Below are 12,547 nucleotides of genomic sequence, written 5' to 3'. Positions count from 1 at the left end.
TATCGCGCTAATTATTTCACTCGCTTAGCTGTCGTCGTTCAAGCCCGCATTAAGCAACGCCGCTAGGTCTTGTGATGCTTGCTCTGCATCGACCTGAGGAGCGACTGGCTGTTCTGGCTCTGCACGCTTAGCTTGACGGTCTTTGTGATACGCGAAGCCAGTACCGGCTGGGATCAGACGACCCACGATCACGTTTTCTTTCAGACCGCGCAAGTCATCACGCTTACCTGCCACCGCGGCTTCTGTCAGCACACGCGTGGTTTCTTGGAACGAAGCCGCTGAGATAAAGGACTCAGTCGCCAACGATGCTTTGGTAATACCCAAGAGATCACGGCCAAATGTAGCCGGCTGCTTACCGTCGATTTCAAGATCACGGTTAGCAATCATGACACGAGAGTATTCAACCTGCTCGCCTTCCAAGAACTCAGTATCACCTGCAGACTTAATCGTCACCTTACGCAGCATCTGACGAACAATCGTCTCAATGTGCTTATCGTTGATCTTAACGCCTTGCAGACGGTAAACGTCTTGTACTTCGTTGGTGATGTATTCCGCCACCGCATGGATACCACGCAGACGTAGGATGTCGTGTGGTGATTCTGGACCATCTGCGATCACATCACCTTTCTCGACTTTTTCACCTTCGAAGACGTTGAGCTGACGCCACTTTGGAATCATCTCTTCGTACGCTTTACCTTCTTCTGGTGTGATAACCAGACGACGCTTGCCTTTGGTTTCTTTACCAAAGGACACCGTACCGGTGATCTCTGCCAGAATCGCTGGCTCTTTCGGCTTACGCGCTTCAAACAGGTCAGCAACGCGAGGCAAACCACCGGTGATATCCTTGGTACCGCCGCTTTCTTGCGGGATACGCGCTAGGGTGTCACCAATGCCAACACTCGCACCGTCATCCAGTTGCACGATGGCTTTACCTGGCAAGAAGTATTGAACCGGCATATCAGTACCCGGTACCATCACATCATTACCTTGCGCATCCACCAGCTTCACCGCAGGACGCTTGTCTTTACCGGATGTTGGACGCTCCGAGGCATCCATGACCACGATAGAAGACAGACCCGTTAGCTCGTCAGTTTGACGTTGCATGGTCGCGCCATCAATCATATCAACGAAGCGAAGGCTACCTTCTACCTCAGTGATGATTGGCATGGTGTGTGGGTCCCAGTTAGCGACTACGTCACCGGCTACCACGGCTTCGCCGTCTTGCTTGCCAAGGATTGCACCATAAGGCACTTTGTAGCTTTCTTTGGTACGGCCAAACTCATCAACAATGGTCATTTCTGTCGCACGCGAGGTAATCACGAGCTTACCGTCGCTGTTGGTAACAGATTTAGCATTGTGCAGGTGCATAGAACCTTTGTTCTTCACCTGGATGTTGTTTTCTGCCGCTGCACGCGATGCTGCACCACCGATGTGGAACGTACGCATGGTCAGCTGTGTACCAGGCTCACCGATAGACTGTGCTGCGATAACACCGACAGACTCACCGTGATTAACCAGGTGACCACGTGCCAGGTCACGACCATAACAGTTGGCACAACAACCAAAGTCGGTTTCACAGGTTACAACAGAACGCACTTTCACTTTATCGACGGAATGATGCTCAAGAATGTCACACCATTTTTCGTCCAACAGCGTGTTGCGTGGTGCCAGGACTTCTTCCGAGCCAGGCTTGAGCACATCTTCTGCCACAACACGGCCTAGAACACGCTCACGCAGGGCTTCTTTAACGTCACCACCTTCGATAACCGCCATCATGTGGATACCGCCTTGGGTACCACAATCGGTTTCGGTCACAACCACGTCTTGCGCGACATCGACCAGGCGACGCGTCAGATAACCTGAGTTCGCGGTCTTCAGTGCCGTATCCGCCAGACCCTTACGGGCACCGTGCGTTGAAATAAAGTACTGAAGTACGTTCAGACCTTCACGGAAGTTCGCCGTGATTGGCGTTTCGATGATGGAGCCATCCGGCTTCGCCATCAGACCACGCATACCCGCTAGCTGACGGATCTGCGCGGCAGAACCACGTGCACCTGAGTCAGCCATCATGTAGACGCTGTTAAACGATGTTTGCGTTTCTTCTTCGCCATCACGGTTAATCACTGTCTCGGTAGACAGGTTATCCATCATCGCTTTGGCAACTTGTTCGTTCGCGGCCGCCCAGATATCGATCACTTTGTTATAGCGCTCGCCGGCCGTCACTAGGCCTGACTGGAACTGCTCTTGAATTTCCGCGACTTCAGCTTCAGCAGCTTCGATCAAGTCGTACTTCGCTTGTGGGATCACCATGTCGTCGATACCGACAGACGTGCCCGACAGCGCTGAATACGCAAAACCTGTGTACATAATTTGGTCAGCGAAGATAACGGTATCTTTCAGACCCAGCTTGCGGTAGCAGGTGTTTAGCAAGTTAGAAATTTGCTTTTTACCTAATGGCTGGTTCACCAAGTCATACGGCAAGCCGTTAGGAACAATGGTCCACAGCATGGCACGGCCCACGGTGGTATCCACCAAGGACACTTTTTCCGTGCGTGTACCCATCTCATCGATGTCGATTTGCTTGATACGTACTTTTACACGGCTGTGCAGTTCAGCATGACCGGTACGGTATACTTTTTCTGCTTCACCTGGACCAGCCAGGTACATGCCTTCGCCTTTGCCGTTGACCTTTTCACGGGTCATATAATAGAGACCCAATACCACGTCCTGCGACGGAACGATGATAGGGTCACCAGACGCTGGCGACAGAATGTTGTTGGTTGACATCATCAACGCACGCGCTTCCAGCTGAGCTTCCAGCGTTAGCGGCACGTGAACAGCCATTTGGTCACCATCGAAGTCAGCGTTATACGCCGCACACACCAACGGGTGCAGCTGGATCGCTTTACCTTCGATAAGCACAGGTTCAAACGCTTGGATACCCAAACGGTGAAGTGTTGGTGCACGGTTAAGCATCACTGGGTGTTCACGGATGACATCATCCAAGATATCCCATACGACCGCTTCTTCGCGCTCAACCATCTTCTTAGCGGCTTTGATAGTAGTCGCTAGACCACGAGTCTCAAGCTTGCCGTAGATAAACGGTTTAAACAGCTCTAGTGCCATTTTCTTTGGCAGGCCACACTGATGCAGACGCAAGTATGGACCCACGGTAATCACCGAACGGCCAGAGTAATCAACACGTTTACCCAGCAGGTTCTGACGGAAACGCCCCTGCTTACCTTTGATCATGTCGGCCAGTGATTTCAGCGGACGCTTGTTCGAGCCGGTAATGGCACGACCACGACGGCCGTTATCCAGCATGGCATCGACAGACTCTTGCAGCATACGCTTTTCGTTACGCACGATGATATCTGGCGCAGCAAGATCAAGTAGACGCTTCAAGCGGTTGTTACGGTTAATCACACGGCGGTACAGGTCGTTGAGATCCGAGGTCGCAAAACGACCACCATCCAACGGGACCAATGGACGCAGATCGGGCGGCAACACAGGCAGCACGGTCAAAATCATCCACTCAGGGTTGTTACCTGATTGTAAGAAGGACTCAACCAGCTTCAAACGCTTGGTGATCTTCTTACGCTTGGTCTCAGAGTTCGTCTCTTCGAGCTGTTCACGCATTTGCTCTGTCTCAACCGACAGATCCATGTTCGCGAGCAGTGCTTTGACTGCTTCTGCGCCCATGCGCGCGTCAAATTCGTCGCCCCACTCTTCGAGTGCGTCTAAATATTGTTCTTCAGACATCATCTGACCGCGCTCTAGGCTGGTCATGCCTGGTTCAATAACAATATACGACTCAAAGTAAAGCACACGTTCGATGTCACGCAGTGGCATGTCCATCAACAAGCCGATGCGCGATGGCAGCGACTTCAGGAACCAAATGTGGGCAACAGGAGAAGCAAGCTCAATGTGACCCATGCGCTCACGGCGCACTTTGGTCTGAGTGACTTCAACGCCACATTTTTCACAAATGACGCCGCGGTGCTTGAGGCGCTTATACTTACCACAAAGACACTCATAGTCTTTGACCGGGCCAAAGATACGTGCACAGAACAAACCGTCACGTTCAGGCTTAAAGGTACGGTAGTTGATGGTTTCTGGCTTTTTCACTTCACCAAACGACCATGAACGAATCATGTCCGGTGAGGCAAGACCGATTTTGATCGAGTCAAATTCTTCGGTCTTATGTTGTGCTTTCAGAAACTTAAGTAAGTCTTTCACAATCGGCTCCTGTGAGGAGTTGACCCATAAAGGCGCTGACAGGCAGCGCCTTCATATTCTTACCGGAGAGAGTAGCTCGAGGCTTACTCGTCTTCCAGCTCGATGTTGATACCCAACGAGCGGATTTCTTTCAGCAATACGTTGAAAGATTCCGGCATGCCCGGCTCCATACGATGGTCGCCATCTACGATGTTTTTATACATCTTAGTACGGCCATTAACGTCATCCGACTTCACGGTGAGCATTTCTTGTAGGGTATAGGCAGCACCGTATGCTTCCAGAGCCCAAACTTCCATCTCACCGAAGCGCTGACCACCGAACTGTGCCTTACCACCCAACGGTTGCTGCGTCACCAAGCTGTAAGAACCGGTTGAACGGGCGTGCATCTTGTCGTCAACCAAGTGGTTCAGTTTCAGCATGTACATGTAACCCACGGTTACCGGACGCTCAAACTTCTCACCAGTGCGGCCATCGTACAAGTCAAGCTGACCAGACTCAGGCAGATCGCCCAATTTCAGTAGTTCTTTAACAATTGGTTCAGGCGCACCGTCAAAGACAGGAGACGCTGTCGGCAGACCATCACGCAGGTTTCCGATTAAGGTGCGTACTTCTTCGTCAGTCAGTTGGCTAATGTCCACTTTCTGACGGGTATCACCGAGATCGTAAACCTTCTGCAAGAACTCACGGAATTTCGCTAGTTCTTGCTGCTCTTTGAGCATGCGGTTGATCTTGTCACCAATCCCTTTCGCTGCCAGACCCAAGTGTGTTTCTAGGATCTGACCGATGTTCATACGCGAAGGTACACCCAACGGGTTCAGCACTAAGTCGACGGGTTCACCAGATTCGTCGTAAGGCATATCTTCGATCGGGTTGATCTTCGAGATAACACCTTTGTTACCGTGACGACCAGCCATTTTATCACCTGGCTGGATGCGACGTTTAACCGCAAGGTACACTTTAACGATCTTCAACACGCCTGGCGCAAGGTCATCACCTTGGGTGATCTTGCGACGTTTGGTGTCAAATTTCTTGTCAAAGTCAGCTTTGATTTCGTCGTACTGCTCGGCAAGCTGCTCTAGCTGCGTTTGCTGTGCTTCGTCGTCTAGTGTCTGCGTCAACATGGTCTGACGATCCATGCTGGCTAATTGACTATCAGTGTAACCGGCTTGAGAAAGCAGTGTGCGAACACGTGCCATCAGACCACCTTCAAGGATAGAGAACTCCTCGGTTAGGTCTTTTTTGGCTTCTTTCAGCTGCATTTCTTCGATTTCGAGTGCACGTTTGTCTTTTTCAACGCCATCGCGAGTAAAGACTTGCACATCGATAACCGTACCAGATACACCATTAGGAACACGCAATGATGAATCTTTTACGTCAGAGGCTTTTTCGCCAAAGATTGCTCGTAGTAGCTTCTCCTCTGGCGTCAGTTGTGTTTCGCCTTTTGGCGTCACTTTACCGACCATGATATCGCCGCCTTTGACTTCGGCCCCGATATACACAACCCCAGATTCATCCAGCTTAGACAGTGCCGCTTCACCCACGTTTGGAATATCCGCGGTAATTTCTTCACTGCCCAGCTTGGTATCACGCGCCACACAAGAAAGCTCTTGAATGTGAATAGTGGTTAAACGATCTTCCTGAGCCACACGCTCAGAAATAAGGATGGAATCCTCAAAGTTATAACCATTCCACGGCATAAACGCGATGCGCATGTTCTGGCCGAGTGCCAGTTCACCCAAATCGGTTGATGGTCCATCAGCCAAGACGTCACCTTTGGCGACTTCATGGCCTGGCATCACAGTTGGACGCTGATTAATACAGGTGTTCTGGTTTGAACGTGTGTATTTCACCAAGCTGTAGATATCGATACCCGCTTCGCCTGATACCAACTCATCTTCATTCACTTTCACCACGATACGTGATGCGTCGACCGACTGAATGGTACCACCGCGTTTCGCTACCGCTGTCACACCCGAGTCAACCGCCACATTACGCTCGATACCTGTTCCCACGAGCGGCTTTTGCGCGCGCAGTGTCGGCACCGCCTGACGTTGCATGTTCGCGCCCATCAAGGCACGGTTAGCATCATCATGCTCAAGGAACGGGATCAGTGAGGCTGCCACCGATACGACCTGGTTGGTCGCAACGTCCATGTACTGGACATGATCACGTGGGTGCAAGCCTGACTCACCGGTTTCACGCGCGGTGATCAGTTCATCAGTGAAGGAGCCATCTTCGTTCAACGCAGCGTTCGCCTGCGCAATCACGTAGTGACCTTCTTCGATCGCTGACAAATAATCAATTTGATCGGTCACTTTACCGTCAACGACTTTACGGTAAGGTGTTTCTAGGAAGCCGTAGCCATTACAACGTGCAAAGGCAGACAGTGAGTTAATCAGACCGATGTTCGGTCCTTCCGGTGTTTCAATCGGACACAGACGACCGTAGTGGGTGGCATGAACGTCACGCACTTCGAAACCTGCACGCTCACGCGTCAGACCGCCTGGACCCAATGCAGAAATACGACGTTTGTGCGTCACTTCTGACAACGGGTTATTTTGGTCCATAAACTGTGACAGCTGTGAAGAGCCAAAGAACTCTTTAACTGCCGCAGAGATAGGCTTAGCGTTAATTAAGTCTTGTGGCATCACACTGTCGAGATCGCCCAAGCTCAAACGCTCTTTTACTGCACGCTCTACACGTACTAGACCTACACGGAACTGGTTTTCTGCCATTTCGCCCACAGAGCGAATACGGCGGTTACCCAGGTGATCAATGTCATCAACTTCACCAATACCATTTCGGATATGGATGAGTTTACGCATCACCTCGATAATGTCTTCTTTGCTCAGAACGCCTGGGCCAGTCAGATCATCACGACCCAGAGAGCTGTTAAACTTCATACGACCCACAGATGATAGGTCGTAGCGATCGTCTGAGAAGAACAGACTTTCGAACAGTTGCTCTGCCGCTTCACGCGTTGGTGGCTCACCAGGACGCATCATGCGGTAAATTTCAACTAACGCCGTCAAGCGATCCGTTGTATTGTCGATACGCAGGGTATCTGACATGTACGGGCCGTGATCCAGGTCATTAGTGAACAGGGTTTCGATACGTTTGTGACCTGCTTGCGACAACTGCGCCAGTGTCTCCAGACTTAACTCTTGGTTAGCCGAGACAATCACTTCGCCAGTTTCCTGGTTGATATATTCACGTGCAGAAATCTTGCCCGCAATATACTCCACCGGCACTTCGATGTGATCAACGTTATCTTTCGTCAACTGACGGATATGACGCGCGGTAATTCGACGGCCTTGCTCAACGTAAACTTTACCGTCGGCTTCAATGTCGAAATTTGCCGTTTCGCCACGTAGACGATCAGGCACCAACTCCATCACCAGAGATTTGCCCTTCACTTCGAAAACGACTTTTTCGAAGAATAGATCCAAGATCTCTTCAGTTGTGTATTCCAGCGCACGCAGAATAATAGAAGCCGGCAGCTTACGACGACGATCGATACGAACGTATACGATATCCTTAGGATCAAATTCGAAATCCAACCATGAACCACGGTATGGGATCACGCGTGCGTTATATAGCACTTTTCCTGAGGAGTGGGTTTTACCCTTATCGCTGTCGAAAAAGACGCCCGGACTACGGTGCAGCTGGGATACGATAACCCTCTCAGTACCATTGATGACAAAGGTACCATTTTCAGTCATGAGCGGAATTTCGCCCATATAGACTTCTTGTTCTTTGATGTCTTTTACGGTACCAGCCGGGGCTTCCTTATCAAACATCACCAAGCGCAGTTTCACGCGCAGTGGGGCCGAATAGGTTACGCCACGAATTTGGCATTCTTTGACATCGAAAACTGGCTCACCGAGACGATAGCTAACGTATTGCAGCTCGGAATTGCCGTTGTAGCTCTGAATTGGAAAAACAGAGCGAAAGGCAGCTTCAAGACCGTATTGCCCTTCTGGATCCTGCTCGATAAAGTTCTTAAAAGATTCAAGCTGGATCGACAGCAAGTATGGCACGTCCAGAACTTGAGGACGCTTACCAAAATCCTTACGGATACGCTTTTTCTCGGTATAAGAGTAAACCATAGGGTTCCTCAGCTCGCTGATAAGTGACCCAAACTGTCCGATAAAACAAGGACAGTGACTAAACAACCACCGTTTAGTGTAGGAAAATCAAAGCGCGTGCTTTGATCTTTTTTGCATGGTCAGCAGTGATAAAACGGGGTGGAAATTTCACTACTGCCCTACAGCGCAAAAAGGCCGGTGGCTTTCTAGCCACCAGCCAATGCCCTTTCAGGCTAGGAAATTAAGTATAAATTACTTAACTTCAACAGAAGCACCAGCTTCTTCTAGCTGAGCTTTAAGCGCTTCAGCTTCTTCTTTCTCAACACCTTCTTTCAGAGGTGCTGGCGCGCCGTCAACAAGCGCTTTCGCTTCTTTCAGGCCTAGACCAGTTGCGCCACGTACCGCTTTGATTACTGATACTTTGTTCGCACCAGCTTCAGTTAGGATAACGTCAAATTCGGTTTGCTCTTCAACAGCAGCGCCTTCGCCAGCACCACCAGCAACAACTGCTGCTGCAGCTGATACGCCGAATTTTTCTTCCATAGCTTCGATAAGCTCAACAACTTGCATTACAGACATATCTGCAATTGCGTCTAGGATTTGCTCGTTAGTGATAGACATAACAATTCTCTTTAAAGTCAACAATAAAAGGATTAAGCAACCAGATTAAGCGGGCAATTAGGCCGCGTCTTTTTGGTCGCGAACAGCGGCGATAGTACGAACCAGCTTGCCGGCAGAAGCTTCTTTCAAGCCCATCATTAGGCGTGCAATTGCTTCGTCGTACGTTGGCAGTGTCGCCAATACCTCTGGGTCAGTGATCACGCCTTCGAATGCAGCAGATTTAACCTCAAACTCGTTGTTTTCTTTAGCGAAGTCTTTAAAAAGACGCGCAGCAGCACCTGGGTGCTCGTTAGAAAACGCAATCAGAGTTGGGCCAACAAAAGTGTCTTTCAGACACTCGTAGTCTGTGCCTTCAACTGCACGGCGAGCCAGTGTATTACGAACAACTTTCATGAAAACGCCCGCTTCACGCGCTTGTTTACGTAGAGAAGTCATCGCATCCACGGTTACACCGCGAGAATCAGCAACTACTGCAGACAGGGCACCACTGGCAGCTTCGTTGACTTCAGCAACAATTGCTTTTTTGTCTTGAAGGTTTAAAGCCATTTGGATTTGCTCCTGGATTGTTTAACACCACTCCCCACATAGCGTAGAGAGAGCTTTTACGGTGCAGATCCAAGAAAGACGAAAATCTATCATGTTCTGGCACCGTCTACGTAGGAGAGATTAAGTTCGCTATGAACACCTACGGTCTTGGACGAAGTTTGCCGCAGCAAACTCAGCCATAAAATTGCCAAGCGAGAGAGTATAAACTACTCGCTCGCTTGTCGCAATTAGTTAACGCTTGCGTCCAAAGAGTTCTGGTCTAATGAAACACCAGCACCCATAGTGGTCGACAGGCTAACTTTCTTAATGAAAGTACCTTTTGCTGAAGTTGGCTTCGCCTTCTTCAGTGCAACCAACAGCGCTTCAAGGTTCTCTTTTAGGCTGTCAGCGTCAAAGTCTACTTTACCGATAGTAGTATGAACGATACCGTTCTTATCGTTACGATAACGAACCTGACCTGCTTTCGCGTTCTTAACCGCTTCAGCAACGTTAGGCGTTACAGTACCTACTTTCGGGTTTGGCATCAGGCCGCGTGGACCTAGGATAGTACCTAGCTGGCCAACAACGCGCATTGCGTCTGGTGAAGCGACGACAACGTCAAAGTTCATTTCGCCTTTCTTCACTTGCTCAGCAAGATCTTCCATACCCACGATATCTGCACCCGCTTCTTTCGCAGCGTCTGCATTCGCACCTTGGGTGAATACTGCAACACGGATATCACGGCCAGTACCGTTCGGCAGTACAGTTGCACCACGAACGTTTTGGTCTGATTTACGTGCATCGATGCCAAGGTTGACAGAAACATCAACACTTTCAACAAATTTTGCAGTCGCCAGTTCCTTAAGTAGAGCAACGGCTTCGTTGATGTCGTACTCTTTGGTCACATCAACTTTTTCGCGGATTACGCGCATGCGCTTAGTCATTTTAGCCATTGTCTTAACCCTCTACGTTCAGGCCCATTGAACGGGCAGTACCCGCAATGGAGCGTTTCATCGCTTCGACGTCCGCACCCGTCATGTCTGCCGCTTTGGTTTCTGCGATCTCTTGGATCTGAGCGTCAGTAACGGTACCCACTTTTTCAGTGTTCGGACGACCTGAACCAGACTTAACACCGGCTGCTTTCTTAAGCAGAATCGCCGCTGGTGGGGTCTTGGTTACGAAGGTGAAAGAACGGTCACTATATACAGTGATAACAACAGGAGTTGGTAGACCTTTCTCGATAGATTCAGTCTTCGCGTTAAACGCTTTACAGAACTCCATGATGTTCACACCGTGTTGACCTAGAGCAGGACCAACCGGTGGCGATGGGTTAGCTGCACCCGCTGCAACCTGCAGCTTGATGTAAGCTTGTACTTTCTTAGCCATTATTCAATTACCTAATTTTGGGTACTAACGTCTATCTTGCGACAGACTTCCCGTTTAACAAAAGGGCGCGAAATTATAGTCAAATTTCGCGCCCTTGCCAACCGTTAGCGGTGCTTTTTTGATCAGGTTTTTTCTACCTGGCCAAATTCAAGCTCTACCGGTGTTGCACGGCCGAAGATAGACACTGAAACTTTAAGGCGGTTTTTATCGTAGTCGACTTGTTCAACCACGCCGTTAAAGTCTGCAAATGGGCCTTCAGTAACGCGTACCACTTCACCTGCTTCAAATACAGTTTTATGCACCGGAGACTCGCTCGCTTTTTCAAGGCGATTGAGGATAGAGTCCGCTTCTTTATCAGAAATTGGAGCTGGGCGATCAGAGGTGCCGCCGATAAAGCCCATCACACGTGGCACACCACGTACTAGGTGCCACGACTCATCGTTCATCACCATTTGGACGAGCACATAACCTGGGAAGAATTTACGTTCGCTTTTACGACGTTGACCTTGGCGCATTTCAACCACTTCTTCGGTTGGCACCAATACTTCCCCGAAATAGTCTTCCATTTCGTGCATCTTGATATGTTCGCGCAATGATTGCGCCACACGGCTTTCAAAACCAGAGAAAGCCTGAACCACATACCAACGTTTTTTGGGAGCTTCGCTCATGTACTTTTACCTCACACGCCAGTGATTAGGCGGACTAGACGGACCATGATTCCGTCAACGCCCCACAAGATGAGCGCCATAACGACAGTAACAGCCAGAACGATGAGAGAGGTTTGCAAAGTCTCTTGGCGCGTAGGCCAAATGACTTTACGCACTTCCATACGCGATTCGCGTGCAAACGTGATCGCAGCTTTTCCTTTCATCGTGAGTGCAGCCACACCGCCAGCAGCGGCAACCAACACCACTACAGCAGCAGCTCGCACTACTACAGACACATCACTGTACAGGCTATTCCCTACCACGGCTGCGGCCAATAGGACAAAAACAACACCCCACTTGAGGATGTCCATCGAACCGGATTGGGTCTCAGCGTTCGCTTTCATACATTCTACCTGTAACAAGTCTACATAGACGGCAGTGCCTATAACAGCATACGGTCAGTATTCTGCAAGGCACGTGGTGATCTTATCTCTCGTTAGAGGGTGATACGATCACTAAAGTCCGCGCTGACCGACCACTAGTGGCGAAAATCACGCCAATAGGAGTGTCAAACGCAGAAAAAGGGCATCAAATGATGCCCTTTTTACTAGTGTTTCGTCAAATCATTATTCAACGATGTTGGCAACAACACCAGCGCCTACAGTACGGCCACCTTCACGGATAGCGAAACGTAGGCCTTCGTCCATCGCGATTGGGGCGATAAGCGTTACAACCATCTTAATGTTGTCACCAGGCATAACCATCTCAACGCCTTCTGGCAGTTCGATAGTACCGGTCACGTCAGTTGTACGGAAGTAGAACTGTGGACGATAACCTTTGAAAAACGGCGTATGACGGCCGCCTTCGTCTTTACCTAGTACGTATACTTCTGATTCGAACTTGGTGTGCGGAGTGATTGAACCAGGCTTCGCCAGTACTTGACCACGCTCAACTTCGTCACGCTTAGTACCACGCAGAAGAACACCAACGTTCTCACCCGCACGGCCTTCGTCTAGAAGCTTACGGAACATTTCAACACCA

At 49.9% G+C, this 12,547-nt stretch carries 9 protein-coding genes; all 9 read right to left on the bottom strand.

Annotated elements, in window-relative coordinates; all coding sequences use genetic code 11:
* Positions 1-24 precede the first annotated feature (24 nt).
* Positions 25-4,239, bottom strand: coding sequence for a DNA-directed RNA polymerase subunit beta' (gene rpoC / locus BZG76_RS14580; protein ID WP_077461881.1), 4,215 nt, complete (start codon positions 4,237-4,239; stop codon positions 25-27).
* Between the two features lie 83 nt (positions 4,240-4,322).
* Positions 4,323-8,348, bottom strand: coding sequence for a DNA-directed RNA polymerase subunit beta (gene rpoB / locus BZG76_RS14575; RefSeq protein ID WP_025744443.1), 4,026 nt, complete (start codon positions 8,346-8,348; stop codon positions 4,323-4,325).
* Between the two features lie 231 nt (positions 8,349-8,579).
* Positions 8,580-8,948: a 50S ribosomal protein L7/L12 gene (rplL, locus tag BZG76_RS14570; RefSeq protein WP_025744444.1), complete on the bottom strand. Its 369-nt coding sequence runs from the start codon at positions 8,946-8,948 to the stop codon at positions 8,580-8,582.
* A gap of 57 nt (positions 8,949-9,005) precedes the next feature.
* Positions 9,006-9,494 (bottom strand): 50S ribosomal protein L10, encoded by a 489-nt coding sequence (gene rplJ, locus BZG76_RS14565; RefSeq protein ID WP_025744445.1) that lies wholly within the window; start codon positions 9,492-9,494, stop codon positions 9,006-9,008.
* A 227-nt stretch (positions 9,495-9,721) separates the two neighbouring features.
* A complete protein-coding gene (gene rplA, locus BZG76_RS14560) occupies positions 9,722-10,426 on the bottom strand; it encodes a 50S ribosomal protein L1 (RefSeq protein WP_025744446.1) in 705 nt (234 codons plus the stop codon).
* A 4-nt stretch (positions 10,427-10,430) separates the two neighbouring features.
* A complete protein-coding gene (gene rplK / locus BZG76_RS14555) occupies positions 10,431-10,859 on the bottom strand; it encodes a 50S ribosomal protein L11 (protein ID WP_025674743.1) in 429 nt (142 codons plus the stop codon).
* Positions 10,860-10,981: 122 nt separating this feature from the next.
* The gene (nusG, locus tag BZG76_RS14550) at positions 10,982-11,527 is read right to left on the bottom strand and encodes a transcription termination/antitermination protein NusG (protein ID WP_025744447.1); all 546 of its coding nucleotides are present in this window, start codon (positions 11,525-11,527) and stop codon (positions 10,982-10,984) included.
* An 11-nt stretch (positions 11,528-11,538) separates the two neighbouring features.
* Positions 11,539-11,910 (bottom strand): preprotein translocase subunit SecE, encoded by a 372-nt coding sequence (gene secE, locus BZG76_RS14545; protein WP_025744448.1) that lies wholly within the window; start codon positions 11,908-11,910, stop codon positions 11,539-11,541.
* A gap of 222 nt (positions 11,911-12,132) precedes the next feature.
* Positions 12,133-12,547 (bottom strand): EF-Tu/IF-2/RF-3 family GTPase (locus BZG76_RS14540; RefSeq protein WP_338013086.1); only part of this gene is annotated, 415 nt, incomplete at its 5' end.

Origin of the sequence: Salinivibrio sp. AR647 (assembly GCF_001995415.1) — a bacterium.
Lineage (GTDB): Bacteria > Pseudomonadota > Gammaproteobacteria > Enterobacterales > Vibrionaceae > Salinivibrio > Salinivibrio costicola.
Note: the sequence above shows the minus strand (reverse complement) of the source record. Positions and strands in the feature narration are given on the sequence as shown.